Source organism: Aureliella helgolandensis (assembly GCF_007752135.1).
Classification (GTDB): Bacteria; Planctomycetota; Planctomycetia; order Pirellulales; family Pirellulaceae; genus Aureliella; species Aureliella helgolandensis.
Genome location: NZ_CP036298.1, coordinates 725135 through 749530 on the forward strand (window position 1 = coordinate 725135; position 24396 = coordinate 749530).

The 24396-nt window shown below is 55.4% G+C and carries 20 protein-coding genes; 9 read left to right on the forward strand and 11 right to left on the reverse strand.

Features of this window, described 5'->3' with window-relative positions; all coding sequences use genetic code 11:
* Positions 1 to 177: 177 nt before the first annotated feature.
* Positions 178 to 1479 carry a DUF1501 domain-containing protein gene (locus tag Q31a_RS02645; protein ID WP_145073589.1) on the reverse strand — a complete coding sequence of 434 codons (1302 nt, stop codon included), beginning with the start codon at positions 1477 to 1479 and terminating at the stop codon, positions 178 to 180.
* Positions 1480 to 1535: 56 nt separating this feature from the next.
* Positions 1536 to 3203, reverse strand: coding sequence for a DUF1553 domain-containing protein (locus Q31a_RS02650; RefSeq protein WP_145073592.1), 1668 nt, complete (start codon positions 3201 to 3203; stop codon positions 1536 to 1538).
* A 159-nt stretch (positions 3204 to 3362) separates the two neighbouring features.
* On the opposite strand from Q31a_RS02650, the gene Q31a_RS02655 reads away from it, so the two are divergent.
* From Q31a_RS02655 to Q31a_RS02670, 4 genes are all read left to right on the forward strand, one after another.
* On the forward strand, positions 3363 to 4688 hold the full coding sequence (locus Q31a_RS02655) for a hypothetical protein (protein WP_145073595.1): 1326 nt from the start codon (positions 3363 to 3365) through the stop codon (positions 4686 to 4688).
* A gap of 142 nt (positions 4689 to 4830) precedes the next feature.
* Positions 4831 to 6738, forward strand: coding sequence for an asparagine synthase (glutamine-hydrolyzing) (gene asnB / locus Q31a_RS02660; RefSeq protein ID WP_145073598.1), 1908 nt, complete (start codon positions 4831 to 4833; stop codon positions 6736 to 6738).
* A 63-nt stretch (positions 6739 to 6801) separates the two neighbouring features.
* The gene (gene glgC / locus Q31a_RS02665; RefSeq protein WP_145073601.1) at positions 6802 to 8079 is read left to right on the forward strand and encodes a glucose-1-phosphate adenylyltransferase; all 1278 of its coding nucleotides are present in this window, start codon (positions 6802 to 6804) and stop codon (positions 8077 to 8079) included.
* Positions 8080 to 8106: 27 nt separating this feature from the next.
* Entirely contained in the window at positions 8107 to 9144 is a 1038-nt protein-coding gene (locus Q31a_RS02670; RefSeq protein ID WP_145073604.1) for a GGDEF domain-containing protein, read from the forward strand.
* Between the two features lie 17 nt (positions 9145 to 9161).
* On the opposite strand, the gene hemP is transcribed toward Q31a_RS02670, so the two are convergent.
* On the reverse strand, positions 9162 to 9368 hold the full coding sequence (gene hemP, locus Q31a_RS02675) for a hemin uptake protein HemP (protein WP_145073607.1): 207 nt from the start codon (positions 9366 to 9368) through the stop codon (positions 9162 to 9164).
* Positions 9369 to 9738: 370 nt separating this feature from the next.
* Here hemP and Q31a_RS02680 point away from each other — a divergent pair, with 370 nt between their 5' ends.
* Entirely contained in the window at positions 9739 to 10749 is a 1011-nt protein-coding gene (locus Q31a_RS02680) for a DUF1559 domain-containing protein (RefSeq protein WP_145073610.1), read from the forward strand.
* On the opposite strand, the gene Q31a_RS02685 is transcribed toward Q31a_RS02680, so the two are convergent.
* A complete protein-coding gene (locus Q31a_RS02685) occupies positions 10746 to 11081 on the reverse strand; it encodes a translation initiation factor (RefSeq protein ID WP_145073613.1) in 336 nt (111 codons plus the stop codon). The genes Q31a_RS02680 and Q31a_RS02685 overlap by 4 nt on opposite strands.
* Before the next feature lie 143 nt (positions 11082 to 11224).
* On the opposite strand from Q31a_RS02685, the gene Q31a_RS02690 reads away from it, so the two are divergent.
* The 3 genes from Q31a_RS02690 to ilvA all read left to right on the forward strand — a co-directional run bounded on the left by Q31a_RS02690 (position 11225) and on the right by ilvA (position 15026).
* Positions 11225 to 12511 (forward strand): S41 family peptidase, encoded by a 1287-nt coding sequence (locus Q31a_RS02690; RefSeq protein WP_145073616.1) that lies wholly within the window; start codon positions 11225 to 11227, stop codon positions 12509 to 12511.
* Entirely contained in the window at positions 12504 to 13415 is a 912-nt protein-coding gene (locus Q31a_RS02695; RefSeq protein ID WP_145073619.1) for an NAD-dependent epimerase/dehydratase family protein, read from the forward strand. The genes Q31a_RS02690 and Q31a_RS02695 overlap by 8 nt, the downstream gene beginning before the upstream one ends.
* A 90-nt stretch (positions 13416 to 13505) precedes the next feature.
* Positions 13506 to 15026: a threonine ammonia-lyase, biosynthetic gene (gene ilvA / locus Q31a_RS02700; protein WP_145073622.1), complete on the forward strand. Its 1521-nt coding sequence runs from the start codon at positions 13506 to 13508 to the stop codon at positions 15024 to 15026.
* 50 nt (positions 15027 to 15076) lie between these two features.
* On the opposite strand, the gene Q31a_RS02705 is transcribed toward ilvA, so the two are convergent.
* Complete coding sequence (locus Q31a_RS02705) at positions 15077 to 16498, reverse strand: DUF1501 domain-containing protein (protein WP_145073625.1); 1422 nt, start codon at positions 16496 to 16498, stop codon at positions 15077 to 15079.
* A 284-nt stretch (positions 16499 to 16782) separates the two neighbouring features.
* Between Q31a_RS02705 and Q31a_RS02710 the strand changes: the two genes are divergently transcribed.
* Positions 16783 to 18207 carry a DUF1501 domain-containing protein gene (locus Q31a_RS02710; RefSeq protein ID WP_145073628.1) on the forward strand — a complete coding sequence of 475 codons (1425 nt, stop codon included), beginning with the start codon at positions 16783 to 16785 and terminating at the stop codon, positions 18205 to 18207.
* A 214-nt stretch (positions 18208 to 18421) separates the two neighbouring features.
* On the opposite strand, the gene Q31a_RS02715 is transcribed toward Q31a_RS02710, so the two are convergent.
* From Q31a_RS02715 to Q31a_RS02740, 6 genes are all read right to left on the reverse strand, one after another.
* Entirely contained in the window at positions 18422 to 18859 is a 438-nt protein-coding gene (locus Q31a_RS02715; RefSeq protein WP_145073631.1) for a cytochrome C oxidase subunit IV family protein, read from the reverse strand.
* Positions 18860 to 18931: 72 nt separating this feature from the next.
* Positions 18932 to 20026, reverse strand: coding sequence for a cytochrome c oxidase subunit 3 (locus tag Q31a_RS02720; protein WP_231691040.1), 1095 nt, complete (start codon positions 20024 to 20026; stop codon positions 18932 to 18934).
* A 135-nt stretch (positions 20027 to 20161) separates the two neighbouring features.
* Complete coding sequence (locus tag Q31a_RS02725) at positions 20162 to 21775, reverse strand: cytochrome c oxidase subunit I (RefSeq protein ID WP_391575350.1); 1614 nt, start codon at positions 21773 to 21775, stop codon at positions 20162 to 20164.
* Positions 21776 to 21934: 159 nt separating this feature from the next.
* Complete coding sequence (coxB, locus tag Q31a_RS02730; protein ID WP_145073637.1) at positions 21935 to 23032, reverse strand: cytochrome c oxidase subunit II; 1098 nt, start codon at positions 23030 to 23032, stop codon at positions 21935 to 21937.
* A 56-nt stretch (positions 23033 to 23088) separates the two neighbouring features.
* Positions 23089 to 24015, reverse strand: a complete 927-nt coding sequence (locus Q31a_RS02735; RefSeq protein ID WP_145073640.1) for an SCO family protein — start codon at positions 24013 to 24015, stop codon at positions 23089 to 23091.
* A 4-nt stretch (positions 24016 to 24019) separates the two neighbouring features.
* Entirely contained in the window at positions 24020 to 24367 is a 348-nt protein-coding gene (locus tag Q31a_RS02740) for a hypothetical protein (RefSeq protein ID WP_145073643.1), read from the reverse strand.
* Positions 24368 to 24396 lie beyond the last annotated feature (29 nt).

Consider the following 24396-nt stretch of genomic DNA (forward strand, 5'->3'; position numbering starts at 1 on the left):
CGTCGCTAAAGGGCTGTTGAAATAGTACCCGCTGTGTGAGCAAGGAGCTGTGTGAGCAAGGAAAGGCGGTTATCCCTGCAGGGCAATTAAGGACGTTACCGCCGCGGTAAAATTCAAATTGCTGTTAAATCAACAGCCCGATAGCACTGGGGGGGCGTGAGGCGATTTGCGTGGCGGCTAGCTCTGCAGGAGATCTGTTACGACCTGCCCATCGCTCCAGCGTAGCGGTCGGCCTACGGGAGTCTGCATTTCGAACTCGTGATCGATCCCCAGTGCCCGGAGCAACGTGGCATGCAAATCAGGGACGGGCACGATGTTCTCGGTGATCTTTTGGGGATCGACCGTGGCGTTGCCCTTGCGGTTGATGATGTCGCTCTCTGGATTGGCTGCAGTGGCTCCGTGCACGTATCCGCGTCGGAAATTGCCACCCGCCAGCACGGCGCTGAAGCCATGGGGCCAGTGATCGCGGCCTCCGGCTGGATTGATCTGAGGAGTTCGCCCGAATTCTCCTCCGCAAAACACGATGGTATCGTTGAGCATATCGCGGGCATGGAGTTCGGACAATGTCGCAGCTAAGGCAGCATCGAGTACGCGAGCCTTGGAGGATTGCAACTCGTGATTGTTGATGTGCGTGTCCCAGCCACCCAATTCGACTTCCACGCAGCGGACTCCGGCGGAGAGCAAGCGAATGCCAGCCAAGCAACCGCGGCCAAAGGCGTTATCGCCAAATTTGTCGACGGTGGATGCACTCTCTTGCTGGACGTCAAAGGCGGTCAGTTGATCGCTGCTCATCATTCTCACTGCGTTCTCCGTCGCCGTTTGGTGAAGCGTGCGCTGTCGATTCAGGTTCGCCAGTCGCCCACGCTGGAATTCATCCTCAAGAGTCCCGAGCAAAACGTCCAAACGCTGGGTGAGGGATTCCTCTGAGACACGGGGAGTTAGATTGGGGATGGGAGCGGCCACATCGCCAATTTGGAATGCGTCGAAACTAGGGCCGAGGTAACCTCCACGGGCTGGCCATTCACCGGGGACAATGGAGATATGCCGCGGTATTTCCAGATTGTTTGCACTTTGGTAGCAAACGACCGAGCCAATCGCAGGGTGAACGAGTGTGGGGTCGGGACGCCAGCCGGTTTTCAGATGGTAGGTGGCGCGCTCATGGTCCCCCTCCTGACTGACGATGGAACGCAGTAGAGTAGCGTGGTGCAGTTGTTCTGCGGTAGCGGGCAGCGTATCGGCAATTTGCACGTTTGGTATCGAGGTGGTGATGCCGCGCGTCTCCCCGCCATATTTCGTACCGGGGTGCGGATCGAAGGTCTCAAGTTGACTAGCTCCCCCCTGCAACCAAATCATCATCAGCGATTTGGGCCGCGTCTGCGCAGCACCCTCTGCGGCGCGTGACAGCTGTTCGGCAAAACGAGTCATCCATGCAGCTCCAGTGGCTGTCGCGATGCTTGTCAGCATTCGTCGGCGATGCATGAGGTGTAGGCTGTTGCACCCGACTGGTAGACGGTTGGTGGGTTGGCACATAATCGTTAGTGATTCCAAGAGAATTCAGTGGAATTGAGGATGGCCCAATAGATGTCGCCGATCGCTTTGCGTCTCGCATTTCCCTGCTTGTCCTGCATGAATACGACAAACTTGGAGAGTTCGGTTTCGGAAGGCATGCGATTGAGCGCGCTGACGAAAATCAACTGCACCGCCTGCTGGTCATCCTCGACAAGGGTTGCGATTCGTGAGGCGGCGCCGGTCATCGAGTTGCTGTTGGTATTTTCGGTTGCAAGCTTGCCATTCATCAGGACCAACCGCTGTGGAATGGTCACGGCTTGACCGTCGAATTCATCTTCGCCTCGGTCGCCGAAACGCTTCAGAAAATCTTGGGTGTCCCCGTAGGCTTTGAGGCGTGTGAAAATAGAGCTTGAACCGTCGAGAGCGGTTAACTTGCAGGCTTGCAACATGCTGCCCGCAACCTGTTCGGGACGCAACTGCGTCACGGGAAAGACACTCCAGCATGCTTCGTGCGCCTCGGTAATCTCAAATGGAGCTCGACTTGCCCGGCGAAACGCGTCGGACTCGGCGATCAGGCGGATCAGTCTCTTTAGATCAAATCGGTGGTTCACAAAGTCTTCTGCCAATGTGTCCATGACCGCCGGGACGGTATCATCCAGCGGTACATTGTCGACGGGAGTTACCAGTGGGCGGGAGAACATGAGGGCCCACACGCGATTCACGGTGGCGCGGGAGAACGCCCGGTTGTTCGTATGGGTAACCCACCGAGCTAGTCGCTGGCGCGGCTTTCCGTCGTCCGGTAATAGGTCTTGAGCAAACGGCACATTCGGCGCAACAACTTGTGTTTCGGATTCTCCCAGATATTCAAACTGGTATTCTTGTTCATCCTCAACAATCCCTCGAAAGACAGGATCTGCCATAGCGGTTCCAGCGAAGAATGCAGCCAGCTCATGAAAATGGGTTTGCGCGCCATCGACGGGTTGGTCGAGACTTCCAAAGTTAACGTTACCCAGATAGTCGTCGTGGCACTGCAGGCAGTCGACCCGTTGAGCGAGGAATACGCGGGAGACTCGTCCGGCTAGGCGGATGGGATCTCCTCGTCCCTCGTTCGCATCATCCATAGTGGCGGTGATGAAGTTGACTTGTGGAGTGTCGGTCCACAAACCTTCAGCACTCAGCATTTCAGAAACGATTTGGTCGTAAGCTCTTCCTTCGGAAAACTGCTGGGAGAGCCACGCATTGAACTTGCGGCGTCTGAAGAGCAGGAAGGGGCCATCGTTGGTGCCTACATAGGCGCGGGAAAATCGATCGGCAAAGTAATCGCTCCACCTTCGATCTTCCAGCAGGTAGCTGGTCCACCACCGGATTTGATCCGATTCCTTAACTTGCGCCAGCGTCTGGACTTCTTCTAGTGAGAGGCCACTGCCAACGAGGGCCAGAGATAGGCGTCGGGCAATGGTCAGATTGTCGGCAGCGGGCGCCCACTCCAATTCCGCTTCTCCGATCGTGGCCTGCACTTGTTGGTTGACGTTTTGGAGCGTTTCGGCGAATGCGTTGGCTTGATAGGCTGCTTGAAACTGTTGCGGCGGTTGGATTCGAGTGCGACGACGGAGGGTCGCTGCCACAATCAACAGGGCGGTGAGGACGACAGCTCCCATTAGAAGGCGTTTTATCAATCTACGTCGAGCGACCATCAGCGGAATTCCAATCAGTTTGCTGCCATATTATCGTATATTCGTCGCCCACCGGCAAATCTTGGCTCGCTCTTGGCAATATTGGAGAGTGGGAGACGAATTCCTTTTCGAATGCCTCACTTCAAATCGCTTCACTTCGAGTACTGCTGGGAATAAACTTTGCCTGAATCGAAGCCTAGTCCCCGATTCAAGACTCCAGAGATTTTGGAGGCAGATATTCTGGAGCCGGAAATAGTGCGGCCGAAGATTTTGCGGGCGGAGATTATCGAGTTTGAGAGTGAAGGCGAGCCCCAGCGGCCAAGGGTGGCTGCAGCGGTGATTGACGATTTCACTCAAGCTTCGGCCGAAGCTCCAGTAGGAGGGAGACGCCAGCGGCGTTGGTTTCGCTGGCCCGATTGGTGCCTGGGACGCGCCTGGGACCTGTTGAGTCTGCTGGTGCTACTGGCCGTGGTGGCGGCGATTCCACTGGTGCAGATGGCCAGTTTAGGTTATCTGCTTCGGGCCGCTGCCAAGCTCGCTACGGGCGGAGCATGGAGCGAGGCTCTACCTGGTCTGCGGCGGGCCGGATTGCTCGGTACCTTTACCCTGCTGGCGACGTTGAGTTGGCTTCCCGTGTGGTTGGTCACCGACGTTTCCTACTCGGCTCAGCTCCTGCAGCCTGGTACATCGACGGCGGCAATGTGGCGCTCTGCGGCCTTTGTGGCTTCCGCCGCCTGGGTTTTGCATGTGGCGTGGGCGGCCATGCGCGGTGGCAGGTGGTGGCATTTTCTGTGGCCTGCTCCGCTGCGTTTTCTGAAACAGGCGTGGCGCCCAGCGACTTGGCAGAAGGCCAGCGACCAACTCTATGATGGGGTCATCTCTCTGCAATTCCCACAGCTCTGGTGGCTGGGAGCTCGGGCGGCCGTAGGGGCCATGCTCTGGACATGTGTGCCAGTCACGATGATGATCATCGGACAGCGATCGCCGGACATGGACCTGGCGCCCTTGATCGGATTGGTGGGAGCGATCGCCATGATCGCCATTATGCTTTATCTGCCCTTCTTGCAACTTCAGGTAGCTATTGAGAATCGATTTATGGCGATACTGAACGTGCGGCAAGTGCGTCGCCGCTTTCTGTTTGCTCCGCTGGCGCATGCGTTCAGTCTGTTGCTTCTGTGTGTATTATGCATTCCACTCTATTTACTGCGGATTGAAGCGGCGCCAGCCGAGTTGCTGTGGGCGCCGAGTTTTGTGTTTGTCGTGTTCATGCTGCCCGCCAAATTGTGCTTGGGAGCGGCAATGGGGTACGCGAATGCTCGGCAGCAGAGCGGAGTAAAATCGGTGCGACACTGGACACTGCGGTGGCCAGCTCGCGTGTTAGCCTTAGCGAGCGTGCTGGTGTATGTGGGGGCACTCTATGTAGCTCAATTGGTCGCCGGTCAAGGGGCTTTGGTGATGTATTTCCAGCATGCCTTTCTTGTCCCTGCGCCCCTCATCAGCACTTAGGGGCTAGCTTTCGAAGTGATTCCCTAGGAAAATCAGATTTGGAGCAAAGCGAAAGACGGTTTCCAGGACTACCGCCACTCGTTTGGGCCAACCCCACTGCTCCTCGCCTCTGTTTTTCAACTGGATGGGATCGTCACGACCGATGTGCGGTATTACTGGAGGAGTTTGGTTTGATGAATCGAAAGCGATCTCATCGGCGACTTTGGAGTCGATGGTTCAGTCGCTCGTGCATCGCGGTCCAGACGACGCTGGGACGCACCTTGAACGCCTTACCCGCGACGCTGTAGGGATCACTCCTGGAGTTGCCCTTGGTTTTCGCCGCCTATCGATTATCGACTTGGTCGGAGGCCACCAGCCCATCTCCAATGAGGATGACTCGGTATGGATGGTTTTCAACGGCGAGATCTATAACTATCGGGAGTTGCATCGTCGATTGGAGGGGGCGGGCCACCAGTTCAAGTCCGATAGCGATTCCGAAACCATCTTGCACCTCTACGAGGACCTCGGCGTCGAGTGCTTCGCGCACCTGAATGGGATGTTCGCCATCGCAATTTGGGACCGCAAGCAGCGTCAATTGGTCTTGGCGCGTGATCGTCTGGGGAAAAAGCCGCTGCACTATCAATTCCGTGACGGGCAGCTACTGTTTGGAAGCGAATTGAAAGCCTTGGCTGCTGCGCCAGATTTCGTACGAGACATCTCTGCAGGGGCCATCGATCAATTCTTAACGTACCAGTACGTGCCTCATCCCAATTCCATCTATGCCGCATCGCGCAAGTTGGCACCCGGGCATTATGCGGTGATTCGCGACAACTCGATCACCACCGACTCCTACTGGAAAGTGGATTGGTCGCATGAGATCGAGATTGGGCCCAGGGAAGCGGCTGAGAAAGTCGACGAACTGCTGCGGGATTCGATCCGGTTGCGGCTGCGTAGCGATGTTCCCTTGGGGGCATTTTTGTCGGGAGGGATCGATTCGTCGCTGCTGGTCTCCCTAGCCCAATCCCAGCTCGAGCAACCATTGCATACGTTCAGCATTGGTTTCAACGAAGCCGATTTTGATGAAACTCCGTACGCCCGCCAAGTGGCAGCCTGGGCTAAATCGGAGCATCATGAATATAAGGTAACACCCGACGCGGTGTCGATTTTGGATCAGTTGGTTTGGAATTACGATGAGCCGTTTGGGGATAGTTCTGCAATTCCGACATGGTACCTCTGCAAGTGGACGCGAGAGTACGTGACGGTCGCGCTCAGCGGTGATGGAGGTGACGAGTTATTTGCGGGATATGACCGCTATCGAGCGCTGTGGATGAGTCGTTGGTTTGACCGGTTGATTCCCGCCGGCCCCCTCCTGGGCAGTTCCTGGGTCCAGGGCTTGCCGGCCTCCAATCGCCAACGCTCTTTCATCCGCCGTCTGCAGCGGTTTGGGGAGGCGCTCAACCAGCCGCTGGCGCGGCGTTACATGAATTGGCTGCAGATTTTTCCAGAGCGGATGCGCGCCGAATTGTACAATGACGACTTTGTGGCGCAGTTACCAGACGAGGATCCGTTTGAGTTCTTTGAAGCGGCTTGGAACGGAGTCGGGGATCGCGACATCACCAGTAAGGCTTCTTTGGGAGATCTGGTGACCTACCTCCCATGCGATTTGATGAACAAAGTGGATATTGCATCGATGGGCAATAGCTTGGAGTGTCGCCAGCCCTTCTTGGATTACCGCTTGGTCGAGTTTGCTGCATCGCTCCCCTCTTCGCTCAAAATGGGATATGGGGGTGGGAAGCGTTTGTTGAGAACGGCCTTCGATCAACTCCTCCCCCGTCAAATTTGGACCCGCAAGAAAATGGGCTTTGGCGTGCCGTTGGGGAGCTGGTTTCAGCGAGAATTGAAGGACATAACGGTATCGCGGATGCTGGGGGATGATTCACGCTTGCATCAATTTTTTCGGCCAGAGGCAATTGCGAAGCTGGTGGACCAACACATGCAAGGAAAGGTGAATCACTGCTACCGTCTGTGGAATTTGCTGGTGTTGGAGAGCTGGTTGCGTCGATGGAATTAGAGGGATGTTGCGGCTATTGCGAGTTGGACAACGTTTAGACGACTACTTCGGGGAATAGGACCCATGCTGCGAAACACAACAACAGTCATTTTGGCTGGTGGTAAAGGGACGCGACTTGAACCACTGACCCTGGATCGCGCTAAGCCGGCGGTGCCATTCGGCGGCAATTATCGCATCATTGACTTCGTGATGTCGAATGCTATCAATTCCGGGCTTCGTCGTCTGCTAGTACTCACGCAGTACAAGGCGCTCAGCTTAGATCGCCACATTAATCTTGGGTGGCGTCAGTATTTCTGCGCAGAGCTCGGCGAGTTTCTGGATGTCGTACCACCGCAGCAGCGAATTGACGAGCAGTGGTACCAAGGTACGGCCGACGCCGTCTACCAGAATATCTTTGTGATTGAAAAAGATCGTCCGGAGTATGTGGTCATCCTGGCAGGCGACCATATCTATAAAATGAACTACCAGTCGATGATCGATTACCATCGCGAGATGGAAGCGGATCTAACGGTTGGGGCCCTAACGGTAGACCGAGAGTCGGCAAAGCAGTTCGGTGTGATTCAAGCCGATGAGGACAACCGCATTCGAGGATTCCAAGAGAAGCCTGCCGAACCACAGACATTGCCTGGGGAAGATAATCGCTGCTTTGCGTCGATGGGGATTTATGTGTTCACGGCTCGGTTTCTGTTTGAGCAGTTGTGCCGGGATGCGACGGAGCCCGATAGTCAGCATGATTTTGGCAAAAACATTATCCCTTCCATTATTGATAGCCATCGGGTGTTCGCGTTTCCCTTTCGCGATGAGAACCGTAAGCGGCAGGCTTACTGGCGCGATGTTGGGACGATTGACGCCTACTACGAAGCCAATATGGATTTAATCGATGTCGATCCGCTCCTCAATCTGTATGACGAGGATTGGCCGATTCGCACCTTACAACCCAATTTACCTCCGCCCAAATTCGTATTTGGTAGTGATGGAGACCCGGATCGCTGCGGAATTGCCGTCGATAGTACGGTCTGCCCGGGGACTATCATCAGTGGTGGCAAGGTGAAACGCAGCCTGATCAGCTCGCATGTTAGGATCAACAGCTACGCATCGGTGGAGGAGAGCATTCTGTTCCAAGGGGTGAATATTGGGCGGCACGCGCGAGTGCGTCGAGCGATCATTGATAAAGATGTATGCATCCCTGCAGACATGGAGATTGGCTACGATTTAGAGCTTGATCGCCGACGCGGGTTTACCGTCAGTTCCAACGGAATTGTCGTCATTTCACGCAATGACTCGCTAAATCATCCCGAAGATGGACTACGCGTCGATCCACCATCCCGAATATTGCGATAGCCGGATCGGTTTGAGGAAACGCCAATCATGCCCACGAATACTTTAGTCTTCCTGTTTGGCTTAGCGTTCGGCACTAGTTTGTTGGCGATTGGGGGTGTGCTCGGCTATTGGTTGGGCCGCAAGTTGCATCCAGCCGGTGACGTGGTGGATCGTCAGCAGTTTCTCGTGTTCCTCAAGAACCTCTCCAACTGGACCAGCCAGTTCTCTGGAGACGTGACTGAGTATCAGTCCAAATTAACTCGCTTGGCTGAGCAGGCTGAGGATCGCGGTGGGCTGACCCAGGAAGGGCTGCAATCCGTTCTGTCGGAAATCATGTCAGCCAACAATCGACTGCAAGAGCGATTGGAGTCGGCCGAAGCGCGGTTGGAGCAGCAGACCGACCAGATTTCCAGCTACCTTTCGGAGGCCCGGACCGACGGACTGACGGGGCTCTTCAATCGCCGCGCACTCGACAAGGCGATGGATGGTTTGTTCGACGACTGGAAACGCCAGTCCCAAGTCTTCTCGTTGGGGCTTATCGATATCGACCATTTCAAAAAATTCAACGACACCTACGGTCACCAGGCCGGTGACGTCGTTCTGCAACGGGTCTCAAGCATCCTGCAAATGGAATTGCAAGATTCTGTATGCGTCGCCAGGTATGGCGGGGAGGAATTTGCGGTCCTAACCACCGATTCGGCAGAGCAAATGGCGGCGGCACTTGAGTTAGTGCGCCAAGCGGTGAGCAGGGTGGAAGTCGAATATGAAGAGCATCGATTGTCGGTGACCATTAGCGCCGGCGCCTCGGAAATCGGTCTGGACGATATGGTTGGCAATCTGGTTCGTCGCGCGGACGAGGCCTTGTATGCGTCGAAGCTCGCGGGCCGCAATCGAGTCCATCTCCATGACCGCACGCTCTGTTTGTTGGTTACCAAGGCCGACGCGATCGCGGCGGCCAGCCCTTCGGAGATCGACCCACCGACTCCTGCACAGAGTCGGGTGGATGAAAACACGCAAACGCGTGCCCAGCAGCGATTGTCGCGCATCGTTGAGGAAGAGACGCGTCGTCTCGCCAGCCGCCAATAGGCCTATTGGGGGCAGGCCTATTTGGTCAAGATCAGCTTGCCTTGCTTGGTCGATCGCAAGCGATAGAGTTGCCCATTGTGGCTAATCCAGACCTCTTCGCCGCAGCGGCTTAGCTCGGTAAACGGCACGATCTTCGGTAGGCTGGGAGCATTGTTAACGCTAGTTTTCGCTGGTGGTTCGCTCGCGTTCTCCACGGATTGATCAGCGGGGGTTGGTCGTGACATGGGCAGTGGCGGGGTAAGGGCCGAGGAGACTGCTAGTGAGGGTGAAATGCAGTCTGCGAGTATTTAACACACCAATTATTGACTCAAATCACCCGCCCTACAATACCAATAATGATACAGGGTCTCAGTATCATTTAATTCGACGATCGTCGGTTCTGAGTGCAATTGCCACTTGTCTCGAGCCTTTCTCCTGTCAATAATCTAGCGTCAATTGAGATGTGTTCTCATTTAGACCCTAGAATAAATGACCTCTGATTCGAAGTGAGAGCCAGCCAAGGAGTGTTTCAAGCACGCTCCAATTGCCAGCGGTACTGGATTCTCCCGCCTACAAACGTGCATTTGCAGGCCGAATTCCTACTGGAAACCTAACATGCGCTCTCCCTATCGGTCTGCCCAACGCGGATTCACTCTCGTCGAACTCTTAGTGGTCATTGCCATCATCGGCATTCTGGTGGGGTTGTTACTCCCAGCCGTTCAGGCTGCTCGGGAAGCTGCGCGGCGGATGAGCTGCTCCAATAACCTGAAGCAAATGGGACTGGCGCTGCACAGCTATCACGATACCTTCCGCAAGTTTCCCCCACTGGGGTTCTACGAACGCGACCGGGCCAGTTCCACCTGGTCCGTGCAAGCGCGCATTCTGCCCCAGCTCGAACAAGCCAACCTGCAAGATCTGATCGATTGGAGTCTCCCGTATAGCCTGCAAGGCGTCGTGACGCGGACCCGAGTGCCTGTCTACCTATGTCCCAGCGAGCCGCAGGATGAAGCTCGCCTCGACCCTCAGGCACATGATCCCGAGTTCACCCATTATCCGATCAACTACGTAGCCAATGCAGGGGAATGGTTGATTTACGACCCGCGGAACGGAGCGGGTGGGACAGGCCTGTTTTACCCCAATAGTCGCCTCAGTTTCGGGAGTATTAGCGATGGGACGAGCAATACGCTCGCCTTCTCCGAGGTTAAAGCCTGGACTCCCTATTTGCGAGATGGCGGCTCCCCCAGCGCCAGTGGAGTTGCAACTCCGGTCGAACCGGCTCAGGTCGTTGGCTATGGCGGTTCGTTTAAGAAGAATTCGGGGCATACCGAGTGGGTCGATGGGCGGGTTCACCAATCGGGATTTACCACCACGTTCGGCCCCAATACCAAGGTTTTGCATGAAGCGGATGGCGTGGTCTACGATGTTGACTTTAACGCGTCGCGCGAGGGCAAGTCGACGGTAGGAATCACTTATGCTGCCGTAACGGCGCGCAGCCACCACACGGGCGGAGTTCAGTCTGGCCTGGCAGATGGCTCGGTGCGATTTCTATCGCAGTCCGTCGACTTGCAGACCTGGAAGGCCTTGGGCAGCCGAGCTGGTGGCGAGGTCGTCGGGGCGCTGGATTAGACCCGATACCCCAGTTCTCTTAATTTGGCCTGAGCTCGTTCGAGGTGTTGGCCCTGAATCTCAACGCTCATGCTTTCGGTGGTTCCGCCAGCCCCGCAGTGGTTCTTGAGGGTGGTCAGAACCTGTTGCAGCTGCTGCGGCTGGCACTCAAAGCCTTTCACGACGGTCATTAATTTACCGCGTTTGCGTTTCTCAACGCGAATTTGGAGGCGTTGGGCACTGGGCAGCACATCCGCTGCGGGGAGCGGCGCGCAGCGACAGTCCTTTTCGTCCAATCCGCAGCGATCGCAGTGGATGGGCCGCTCGAGCGGTGTGCCGTCAAAAAGTCCCATGCGCTGCGCCTTCTAGCTGTAACCCAAAACGAACTGTCAACGTATACTGAGGGCCGCCTGCCCCAGAGGGAATCGGTCTCTCGCCTACCGGGGTTAACTCGGTGGCGTGAAACCAAGCTCGGCTCACAACAAGGATCGCCAACGTGCCAGTACGCAATATACAAATCTTAGCCACCATCGTCATGGTCTGTGTGGCTTGTTACGTGCAATCGGAACGTCTTAAGTATGGAGGTAAAATCGGTGAAAACCTCCAATTGATTGAAAAGAATTATGTCGATGAACTGGATTCCGATGAGCTTTATCATGCTGCCATGCAGGGCATTGTTTCGAAACTCGATCGTTTCTCCGAATTTATTCTACCCTCGCAATACGAGGAATTTCAATCGGTTATTGAGCAGCAATTCGGCGGTGTAGGGATCATGATCGAGGGGCCTCCGACCGTCAAGCAATTGACGGTGGTGACTCCCATTCCAGGTACGCCAGCCTTCAAGGCCGGAATACAACCTGGAGATGTGATCACCCAAATCGACTCGACGTCGACCGAGGGCCTGCTAGCCACCGACGCAACCAAGTTAATGCGCGGGCCGGTGGGTGAGTCGGTGCAGCTGACGGTTCGCAGGATGGGAGTTCCACGGCAATTGACTTTGGAGGTGGAACGCGCGGACATCCAAGTCGATTCTGTGTACGGGGATCGTATTCAAGGGGATTCCCGCTGGAGCTTTTTCCTGGAGGAAGAACCACGCATCGCCTATATCCGCATTTCCATTTTCGGAGAGCGAACGGTCGAAGAGTTCAAGCAGGCGCTCGCGGCCGTGCGGGGCCAGGCGCAGGCCGTGGTGCTCGATCTGCGATACAACCCTGGTGGAATTCTGACCGCTGCCACCGAAATGTGCGATCTGCTGCTCGAGCAAGGTGTGATCGTCAGCACCCGTGGTCGAAACGACGCTTACGATTCGCAGTGGCAAGCTCATGCGGGGAGTGAATTGCCACTCGGCTTGCCGATGGTTGTCTTGGTCAATGGTGATTCGGCAAGTGCCAGCGAGATCATGGCTGGCTGCTTGCAAGATTCGCATCGCGCAAAAATTGCGGGCAGTCGCTCTTACGGCAAAGGGACTGTGCAACAGGTCTTTCCTCTGGATAGCGAAAAAACGGCCCTCAAGTTTACGACAGCCAGATTTTATCGCCCGAGCGGCGCTAACATTCATCGCAGCGAGGAGATGCAGGCAGAAGACGTGTGGGGCGTGACTCCCGAACCGCAGCTAACGTTGGAATTGACGGAAGTGCAGCAACTTTACTTAAATAAACGCTGGCGGCAGAGGGGGGATCCACGAATTACGCAAGCTGCCGAGCATCCTCCTGCGCCTGAATTTGCGGGCGATCCGCAGCTTAAACTCGTTATGGATTACTTGCGAGCTGAACTCAATGAATAGTCGCGATGACGCAGCACGTCCAATCCGCACTTTGATTGTGGGCTGTGGCTATGTCGGCTTGGAGTTTGCCAAGTTGGCGTTGGCCGAGGGCTCTCGTGTGGCAGCTTTGACCCGGACGACGTCACGATTTGAGCAGCTGCGGGCCTCCGGGATTGAGCCGATCGAGGGTTCGTGGCTGCGACCGGAGAGTTTAAGCAATCTACCTCCGTTTGATCGCATTCTCGTGGCGATCCCTCATCGCCCTGAAGAGGAGTACGGAGAGCTAACGCACGCTACTGGGCTGGCAAACTTGGTCGAGGCTCTCCCCGAGGGATGGCAGCGGCTGATTTATTTGAGTACGACTGGGGTATACGGGGAATATGCTCCTACATCCGGAGAGCGGCAGGTGTCCGAGTTGCAGGTTTGCGAGGAAACTCCGGTATCCCCAACTCGGATAGGTCCCAAAATTGCCGTTGGTGCGGAGAATTGGTTGCAGGCACATCTGCCTGATTCCAAGTTAACGGTATTGAGGCTGGCGGGGATTTATGGACCTAGTCGAATTCCCTTGGTTGCTAAGCTAAAGGCCGGAGAACCACTAAGCGTCCCTCGACAAGGGCATCTCAATCTGGTTCATGTGTCCGACATTGCGCGGCTTATCCAGCAGATCGGCTTGCGAGTGCTGCCCCAGAGCATGTATCTGTTTTCTGATGGACAGCCCGTCTTGCGAGAAACATTCTACCGCTTTCTGGCCGAGCAGTGTGGAATCCCAGCACCCAAATTTGTGGAGCCAGCGGAGGACGATACGCGCGTCCGCCGCGCGACCGACAAGTGCATCGATCCAAGTCGCATTGTCACTACGTTGGACTATAAGTATGCCTTCCCTACGTTTCGAGAGGGAATTCGTCAAGCTCTCAAGCTGGCCTGATGTAACCGGGGACGCAACGCAGTACTGGAGGGTGACCGCTCTGTGCGCCGTGCGGTGTCTGCCCATGAAGAATCTCTTCGAAAGGGAAATATGGATACTCGATTGTTGGAATACCTGCAGCGCATCTTGACTGCCCAGGTCTACGATGTTGCTGTGGAATCCCCTTTGGAGTTGGCTCCCAAGATTTCCACGAGGTTGGGTAATCGTGTATGGCTCAAACGCGAAGACACCCAGCCGGTATTCAGTTTCAAATTGCGCGGTGCTTACAACAAGATGGTGCGTCTGACACCGGAGCAACGCGCTCCAGGAGTTATATGTGCTTCGGCTGGAAACCATGCCCAGGGGGTAGCGCTCAGTGCCCAACGCCTCGGTTGTCGAGCTGTAATTGTGATGCCCGTCACCACGCCTCAGCTCAAATCTGATGCCGTTCGAGCATGGGGAGGTGAGGTGATCTTACATGGCGATAGCTATTCCGATGCTTACCAACATGCGCTCGAACTGCAGCAATCTCATGGGTATGCTTTTGTGCATCCCTTTGATGATCCTGATGTCATCGCTGGGCAAGGGACGATTGGGATGGAGATCCTTCGGCAGCACCAACATCCGATTGATGCCATCTTCGTGGCGATCGGCGGCGGAGGACTCGTCTCGGGTATCGCGGCCTATGTGAAAGCCATACGTCCTGAAATTAAGATCATCGGTGTGCAAATGGCGGATTCGAATGCCATGCTCCGCTCGATCGAGAGTGGCAAGCGCGTCATGCTAAATGATGTGGGGTTGTTTTCCGACGGCACCGCGGTGAAACAGGTCGGCGAGGAGACCTTTCGGTTGACTCAAGCTCTGGTTGACGATTTTGTCGTCGTCGATGCGGACGCTGTGTGCGCGGCAATTAAAGATGTGTTTGAGGATACACGCAGCATTGTCGAGCCCGCCGGCGCTATGGGGGTTGCGGCAGTTAAGCAATATGTGGCCGAGCATCAATTGCGGGAGAAAACCTTCGTGGCCATTACTTGTGGCGCGAACATGAATTTCAATCGACTCCGCTTTGTGGCGGAGCGCGCGGAAGTGGGCGAGGAGCGAGAGGCCCTATTCGCAGTAACGATTCCAGAGCGTCGCGGTAGTTTTCGGCAGCTCTGCGATTTGATCGGTACGCGGAACATTACGGAGTTCAACTATAGAATTTCGGATGCCAGCGATGCTCATGTATTTGTCGGGATCGAGATCGGTCGACGAGCAGAGGCTGCGGAGCTATGCGGCGTGTTTGCCGATCATGGCTTCGCAGCGGTGAACCTTGTTGGCGATGACATGTCCAAAGAGCATGTGCGTCATATGGTGGGAGGGCGTAGTGCGTTGGCTCGCAATGAGCGTCTGTTCCGCTTTCAATTTCCAGAGCGACCCGGAGCGCTCCGGAAGTTTTTATCGAGCATGCATCCGAACTGGAACATCTCGCTCTTTCATTACCGCAACCAGGGAGCCGACCACGGTCGCATTCTGGTAGGGATTCAGATTCCAACCGCAGAGCAGGCGACGGTTGAGGGATTCATTGAGGGCCTCGCTTACCCCTGCGTTGAAGAGACGGACAACCCTGTGTACCACATGTTTCTGCGGTAAGAAGCGGATCGCTTGAGCGCGCAACCTGCGGATTGAATCACGCTGGAGCTCTAGAATAAACCGGTGATCGCTTGGCCTTCGTCGAGCAAGTTGTAGGGGCGTCCTTGGCCATCCGTAGCGCGCAGATCGTCGATTCCGGCTGCATGATAAACCGTCTTGGCGATGTCCGCAGGTGTGAGTGGTTGTTCAGCCGGGTATTCTCCGAAGCGGTCGCTGGCTCCCCAAGTACGTCCACCTTGGATACCTCCTCCCGCCATGAGAACGCTCATGCAGTGCGTCCAATGATCGCGCCCCGCACCGCTTGTACCTCCGGAACGTGGATCGCCGATCTTGGGGGTTCGGCCCATTTCGCTGGTGACCAATAGAAGCGTTTGGTCCAGCAGGTTTTTGTCCCCAAGATCTTCGACTAAGCCTGAAAACGCTTGATCAAATTCGGGGAGTAAATGGTTCTTCAAGCATTCAAAATTATTGCCATGAGTATCCCATCCCCCAGCGCTCTTGCACTGGTTCTTCAGTGCTTCGTCTTCCTTCCAAAAGACGGTAATGAAGGGGACTTCTGCTTCGACCAAGCGGCGCGCCATGAGCAAACTGGTGGCGTTGACCGATTGTCCATAACGCTCGCGGACCGCCTTGGGTTCGCTGGCAATGTCAAATACTTTCGTCGTATTCGACGATAGCAGAAGGTCCAGAGTGCGTTGTTGATGCTGCTCCCAGAGTTGTTCGGCAGCTGATTTTTCGAACTGCCTCCGCGCGCCATCTAGAGCTTCGAGCAGTCGCTGTCGAGATAGCAATTGGTCTGGGGTTACATCACCGGACAAGACCAGCGAGGGGGCTTGGAATTTCAGCGGTTCGGAACGAGCCGCTTGGATGTACAGTGGATCGAATTCAACTCCCAATCTGGCCGCGAATTGGCCTGGCCGCGTGTATGGAGGTGCGCTTGGCATGTGAGGTAGAGTCAGCGCATTGGGCAGGCCATCGCGTTGTGGCCGCCTGGCACCCACCACGGAACCTATGTAAGGCCAGTCGTCGCTATAGGGCCTTCGATCATTCCCTAAAGAGAGGAAAGTGGAATCGGGGGCATGCCCCGTCAGATTGTAGTAATAGCCCGCATGATGATCATTCGTGCTGACCGTGCTGCACACCGACCGGATGATGGCCAAATGGTGGGCCTGTTTGGCGAGTTGCGGCAGGTGCTCGCACAAGCGGATCTCGGGCGCGGACGTAGCTCTGGAGGCGAAGGGCCCTCGATATTCGACGGGCGCGTCGGGTTTCATATCCCACGTATCAATGTGCGATGCGCCCCCGCACAGGAAAAAGAGGATGACCGATTTGGCTTTGCCTCCGGAAGAGGGTGCCGCGTGAGCATCTGCCGCGCGGGCAATTTGCTGCGGCAGACCAAACTGCAAGCCGGCAAAGCCGCTAGCGGAAGCGACCAGAAAGGCACGACGCTTGGCATTCGTATTGCCATTCATGCAGGGCCCTTTCATTCAAGGAGGGCGTCAATGGGGCGGGATTAAGGTGGGCAGTTTGGTAGCTTAGCATATTGGCGGACTGTCAACCTGTTAGGCATGGAATTCTATCGCTGGCTGTAGGACACCTCGAAGAATTCCCCGGTGGGGACCAAAAACTGAATCTCACCCGCTGAGCAACTATGCTAGGATAATCTCGATATGGTTCCATCCCTCCTGGTAGTCGTTGGTTTTCTCGCTCCCTCCCCCCTGCCCTCCTACCTCCCGCCAAGTCAAAGCGATTTGCTATGTCGTATCGCCCCCGCTCACCGCAGCCTTATGGCTGTCTGGATTTTCGACAAACCTCCCGTATCAGTCGTCGTGGACTACTGCAGGCGGGGGCTGTCTCGGCACTTGGGTTGAGTTTGGCCGATTTCGAAGCGCGGCTGGCTATGGCTGGGGAGACGCCAGTCCTGCTTCCCAGAAAGCGCGCGAAAGCTTGTATCTTCCTGTTTATGTGGGGCGGTCCTAGCCAACTGGAGACCTTCGATCTCAAGCCCGATGCACCCGCCGAAATCCGTGGAGATTTTAATCCCATTGCAACCAAAGTGCCCGGGACGCAGATCTGCGAACACTTTACGCGGTTAGCCAAGCTGACTGACAAGCTGGCCATCATTCGTTCCCTGACGCACAACGATCCGGCTCACCTGTCCAGCGGCCATGCGACATTGACTGGGCAACTAGCGCCGGTGGTTAAGAGCGATGCCGACCCGCCCAGTGCCAAGGATTCGCCGCACATTGGCTCTTTGGTTGCCAAGCTACGTCCGACCTCCAAGGGGTTGCCCTCGTTTGTTCAAATGCCGTGGAAAGCCTACCATCCCGCAGCGCCCGGTGGGGAAGCTCCAGGGCAACATGGCGGTTGGTTGGGCTCGGCCTACGACGGGATGTTGATGACCGGAGATCCCAATCTTCCAGACTGGCGCCCCCACGGCCTCTCCCTGCCAGCTGATATGGGAGTTGAGCGGCTGGAGTCACGCGTCGAGCTACTCAAGCTGCTAGACGCACAACGCGCTTCCCTGGAACACGCGGGCAGCGCCGGAACGGATGCTTTCCACAGTCATCAATCGCGCGCCTTCAGTATGCTTAGCTCCCATCAGGTGCAATCCGCATTTGATCTGACGCAGGAGCCTGAGGCTACGCGCGAACGCTATGGACGGAATATTCATGGCCAATGCGTTTTGATGGCGCGACGATTGGTCGAACACGGGGTGCCACTCGTCTCGGTGAACTGGCACAACGACGGCAAGAACTTTTGGGATACGCACGGTGACAATTTCAACCGTCTGAAAAACGACTTGATTCCTCCAGCCGACATGGCGCTGTCTGCATTGCTCGAGGACTTGGAGCAGCGTGGGATGCTCGACGAAACCCTCGTTGCCTGGGTGGGAGAATTTGGTCGCAGGCCGCAAATTACCGCTGCAAATGCTGGCCGTGAACACTGGCCGTCTTGCTACAGCGGCATCCTAGCAGGGGGCGGAATCAAGCCTGGGATCGTTTACGGCGAAAGTGATCGCCATGCTGCCTATCCCATTTCCGATCCCGTTACACCTCAGGATTTCACCACCACGATGTTGCATGCCATGGGCTTGCCAATCGATACCGCGCTACCAGACCGCGAGGGGCGACCCCATGCAATTGCCTCGGGCAAAGTACTGCATGGCTTGCTGAGCTAAAGAAATGGGGAGTGCAGCGACTTGCGGGAGCTCTCTTGCTCGGCAAGCCCCGTGTTAGAAACTGTACCGCAGATCGCGATGAACCACGGCACGGGCTTGATGGGGGATTCCGGCGGCGGGCAACGCCCACCGCTTTCGGCGATCTATTCGAAGCGACGACATGGCATCGCGCTTCGTCGCATGGCAATTAACCTGGTTCCAACGCAGCGAACCTTTAGTGTTCGGCCGCAGCCGATTCGCCGCCAGAAGTTTCGCCTGCGTGTGCTTCTGCAGCATCCTCGTGAACCGAATGCACTTCGGATCGCGGGGAGTCGACGTCCTTCAATTCCAGGGTGTCGCGGTAGGCGCTCGCATCCATCAGAGTGAAGCCAAGGAATAGAGCGACAAACACAAACGAGCTGAGGAAGATTACCGCGTTTAGTGGCTTGTCATGCAGCATGTGCATGAAAAACAAAATTACCAAACTGGCTTTGATCGTGGCGATGAACAGCGACAAGATCAATTCCATATTGCCAGTATCAAAGCTCGCCTGCAACACCGTCAGAATGGTCAGGAAAATGAGCGCGAAAAATACTGCTAACAACTGCCAAACAGGTGCAGGGTGTGCAAAGCCGTGATGCTCGCCTTCAGCGTGGGCTGCGTGATCTGACATTGGGATCTTCGTTCAGAAATTGAATTGTTTGGTAAAAAGTGATCGGTAAGTCTGCGGCATCGCCCGGGCAGGCTATTTGATCAAGTAAAGCAGCGGGAAAAGGTAGATCCAAATCAAATCCACCAAGTGCCAGTAGAGTCCAACGTAGTCAACAGGCCCGAAGTACTGTTCGTTAAACTGGTCCTTAGTGGCTCGAACGAGCAGCCAAACCATGACTCCCATGCCACCGAGGATGTGGAGAGCGTGTACTCCGGTCATGCAGTAGTAGATGCTAAAGAACAAACCAGCTCCACCCTTTTGGTCGATAGCCTCGATGGGGCGTCCACCTGGCACACCCGCTTCGCTGGCTGCGCCAACGGTTGCGGATAGGGCGTCTGCATTGTGATCGCCGTGTTCGCCAACAATGTGTTCGGCGTCTACAGGCTCTTTTTCGCCGTCAGCCACCACGTGAGCGGTCGCAGTGTGCTCGGCCTTGTGAGCCGCTTCCTCTGCGTTCTGGAATGCAATTCCAATCAACACGCCTACAAAGTAGCAAAGCGCGGTGACGAGTAATGGCCCCGCGATTTCTGACATGCGTTTTTTGCCCTGCACGATGGTCAGGACGTACCAAATCGCAAAGCCCACAACGCAGGCGGCAGGGATGTAGCTGAGTGTGTAGAGCCAGGACGACAAGCCGGTGTGAGGCGCGTGCGGCAGGAACTGCGACTCGTAGAAACCAGCCGGCAAGAGCCCCAGATCCCACTTGTGCGTGTACTCGACAGCCTTAATACCAAGGAACATTGCGGCGCAGCCGAGGGTGGTCGCTAAGCAGACGACCAAACCGGTGCGTTGTCGCAGTTGGGCACAGCGTACCCCCCAAGCCATCGACAAACTGCTGAATAGCAGTACGCCGGTGTTGAAGGCACCTAGCGTCTCATTCAGAAACTGGCTGGCGAACGTCCAGACCTCGGGATTGCGCGCTCGATACAAGGCGTAAGCGCAAAACATTCCGCTGAAGAACAAAACTTCTGTGACCAGGAACAACCACATTCCGAGCTTACCGGAATCAAATTGTTGTTCTGGGTCATCAAAGTGGTGAGCCAAGAAGGGCATGTGTCCATGCTCTCCGTGACCATGGCCTTCATGACCGTGGTCGTCGTGACCACCAGCATCAATTGCGTGTGACATTCGAGGTACTTAGCTTATTACAGGTACTGATAACTTGTGTTGGTTTTCTTCAAGGACTCGGCTTATGCAACCGTGGACCCCACCCGTTGGCCTCAGGTTAGAGGCCACTGAGCGAGTCATGATGCTGCCGAGCGACTAGGTTTGGGATGGCTCGGGCACCGTTTTGGGCAACTCGGGTGCTTGTGGCCGGACATATTCCCAACCGCGTTCTGCATCTCGGTAGACCAACGGCTTGTAGTCGTAAGGATCGGAGACTGCCGGTGGCGAGAGGAAGTTGTAAAACGGAGGTGGTGACGCACACTGCCATTCAAGCGTCGCTCCGCCCCAAGGATTGGGTGGGGCTTTCTTACCACGCAACATCGAATGGATTAGGACTCCCAGTGCGATGAACAATCCAAAGCCTAGTAGGAAGGCTCCGTAGCTGGAGAGTTGGTGCAGTTCTTGGAACTCAGGTACGTAGCGGGCGTAGCGACGTGGCATGCCGCGACTACCGAGGACAAATTGTGGCAGGAAGGTCAAGTTGAAGCCGAGAAAGACGAACAGGCAGGAGATTCTTCCCCACAGGTCATTGAACATCTTGCCGGTCATCTTGGGCCACCAGTGGAACAATCCACCGATGAAGCCGACGAGCGTTCCCCCAACCATCACATAGTGGAAGTGAGCTACAACGAAATAAGTGTCGTGCAATGGGCGGTCGGTGGAGAGTGCTCCCAACCACAGCCCGGTCAATCCACCGATGGTGAACAGGAAGATAAACGCCAGCGAATAGCACATTGGAGTGTTCAGCTGAACGGTTCCCTTGTACATCGTAGCCAACCAGTTGAAGACCTTAATGGCCGACGGGATCGACACGGTAAAGGTCAACGCACTGAAGATGATCGTGGTGACATCGGCCATTCCGCTCGTGAACATATGGTGCCCCCAAACAAGGAAGCCGAACAACGCGATGGCAATGGAGCTGTAAGCGATAAAGCGATAGCCGAAAATTGATTTGTGGCTGTGGACACTCATCGTCTCTGAAATGATCCCCATGCCTGGCAGAATCATGATATAGACGGCAGGGTGGGAGTAAAACCAGAAGAAGTGCTGGTAGGTAACCGGATCCCCGTTGTAGGCTGGATCGAAAATTCCGATGTGCAGCAGTCGCTCGGCAGCCAGCAGGAGCACGGTAATTCCGAGTACAGGCGTGGCCAGTACTTGAATGATCGAGGTGGCGTAGGTGGCCCACAGGAACAGTGGCATTTTGAACCATGTCATGCCTGGTGGCCGCATGGTATTGATTGTCACGATAAAGTTCAGGCCGGTGAAGATGGAGCTAAACCCAAGGATAAAGACTCCCAGGGTTGCGAGGACGACCGGCCCTTGCGTGGTGGTACTGTAGGGAGTGTAGAAGGTCCAACCGGTATCCAATCCGGTGTACAGCATGGCCCACAGGAAGAAGATCGCCCCGGTGATCCATAGGTAGAAGCTACTGAGGTTCAAGCGAGGGAAAGCTACGTCCTTGGCTCCCAGCATCACCGGAACCAGGAAGTTTCCTAAAGCCGCAGGGACGCTAGGGATAATAAACAGGAACACCATGATCGCCCCGTGCAGGGTGAAGACTTGGTTGTACTGTTGGTTGGTTAGAAACATCTTCGTGGGGGTCATCAACTCTGCGCGCAGAATGAGCGCCAGCATACCAGCCAGGAAAAAGGCTGACATGACTCCCACCAAGTACATCAATCCAATGCGTTTATGGTCGAGCGTCATCGCCCAACTCAAGAAACCTTTGGTGTAGTGCAAAAAGTTGTCTTTGTCTTCTTGCGAATGTGTCGGGCTATTGGCTACCGCGCTCATCGCTTTCGTCCTCGATTCGGTTGATCCGAAATTAGAGATCTTCTGTATGAAATGTTTTTGGTTTGCTTTGTGCTACTCGGACTTGGCGTCTTCGGCTGGAGCACTCTCTTCGGGAGCCGGATCGGCTATGCCCAGCGTTTGCTTTTCGTCATCGGTCAGAGTTCCGTCGGCCAACGCTTCGACGAAGGCTTCATTCTTCAATTCCTGAATGAAGGCTGTTAAAGCGGTGATCTCGTCTTCTTTCAGCTTGCCTTGGAAGGAAGGCATCTGCGACGCCGTCTCATAGCCCTTACGCATCTCAGCTTGAGGCTCAAGAATCGACTGGCGAATGTACTGTTCATCAAACTTCAGTGTCGTTCCCTTAGAGCTCTCGAAATCGACTCCGAAGGTACCTGCAAAGCTTGGCCCGACAATTTTCTTGCCCGGTTCGACCGAGTGGCAGGACTTGCAACCCATGCGTTCATACAGCCAGAAGCCGTGTGCCACGGGATTGACGGGGGCCTTGGCGGCATTGGCTAACCATGCTTCGTAGCCCTCGAGGTCGTGGACCACCACACCGTGTCGCTTGATCATTTCACTGTGTTGATCGCCGCAATATTCGGCACAAAACAGGTCGTACTCGCCTTCCAGAATCGGCTGGAACCACATGGTGTTCACTCGTCCTGGGACGACATCGGTCTTGGCGCGAAAGGCGGGAACATAGAACGAGTGCAGAACGTCCTCGGAACGCATGCGAAGCTTGATGGCCCGATTGTTGGGGATGTGCAATTGGTCGCTGATCGCACCATTAGGATACTGGAACGACCAGTCCCATTTACGGGCAGTGACGTTGATATCGATCGTGTTGGCCGGGGGACGCATCATGTCAATGTAGCCATAGACACCGCGGGCGAAAATCCAGCACACCACTAGGGTGGGGATCACCGACCAGGTGATCTCCAGCAAGTTATTGTGCAACGCAGTGGAATCTCCCTTGTAGCCAGGGCGACGGCGGAATTTGATCATGCAATAGATCATTCCTGCCACAACCAAGACGAAGAAGAAGATTGAGATGTACAAAATGTACATAAAAAATACGTCATTCTCCTCAGCGAACGTCGATGCTCGCGGAGGGAACCAGAAGGTCGCATTTTTGTCAGCTAGCAAAGCTGGAATACTGGGGAGAGACATAAGTCCTGCTCTATAGTTTTCCGACGAATTTGTGTCAGTAGGTGATGGAATCACAGTTAATTGTAAGGGGCATCGGAGGAATCTGAGCCCCCAATTGAGATGGCGTGGCCATCTGCCGCACTTGGCTGCTCTGGTTCAGCCGGCTTAGCCGTTGCTGATGTCGCTGCAGTGCGACGAGAAAACCAAAATGGGGCGGTTAGGCCGGTAAGCAGCATCGTAAAGGCAAATCCGCCAAAGGCCATAATCCGCCGTGCATCGGCCGAGTAGCGATTGGCGTCGGGATCGTAGTAGTAGCACAGTTGTATAATTGCATCCGCCAGCGAAGCGGTCAGCTTGCCCTCGCGAGCTTCGCCGACTGCCAAATTGAACTGTTCTGGCTCCACCCCGAGGGACAGCAAATAGCGACAGATCCGGCCTTCGGAACTGAGGAAATAGGTTGCCGCAGGATGGTTGTAACGCTTGTTAATTTTGTCCCAGTGGTAGCGAAAGCCAACGGAGTCCGCCAAAGCTCGGATGTCCTTGTTCTTGCCAGTCAGGAAATGCCAACCGGCCTCGGCTTGCGAGTCCCGCAGTAGTCCGACGTACTTGCTCTTGGTCCGGCCTGCTTTTTCGTTGCTCTCATTGGGATCGATACTGACCGTCACAATATCGAATTTCTCACCGATGCCACCGCCATTGATCTCGCGGAGCGTGTTGACCAGATTGTCCAGTTGGGCCACGCACAAGCCTGGGCAGTCGCTGTAGTTGAGCGTTAGGACCACGGGCCTTCCCTGCCGGAAGTATTTGGCAAGCGAGACCTTGTTCCCTCGTTCGTCTTCGAACATCAATCCCAGAGGAATGAACTCTCCGACGCGATCTTCTACATCCACGCCGAGCGCATTGTCGGGTAGGTCCTTCAACAACTGAGCGCGAACGATTCCCTGGTTCAGGCAGGTACTCGCCAACACCAGGATCATTAGCAAGTTGTTGAGGGACGTAGACATGGTCTTAGGCTTCTCCGTCAGTGGGTTGTTCGGATTGGTATTCTTTTAAGATCAATTCCTTGGCGCGGGCCATCGGGATCAAAATGCGCTCGGTGGCCTGTCCGGCGGCAGGAGCTTGGCCATCCTCCAATTCTATCTGTTCCTTAGCGTACTGGGAAATGCGAGCCTTCTGGCTAGCGATTTCTGCGTCGGCTTCAACGTAATGCGCGCCCGCCAACTTCCGCATGTCCTCGCCGTCAATCCAGCCGTAGCACAGGGCGCGTACTAGAAGGATGATCAGTAAAAACACCACGGAACCCACAAAGGCCGTATAGGCAATTGCACCATCATTTAGGTCATCGTAGCGAGCCATTTGCGCCGTCTCTTTATTTCGGAATCTTG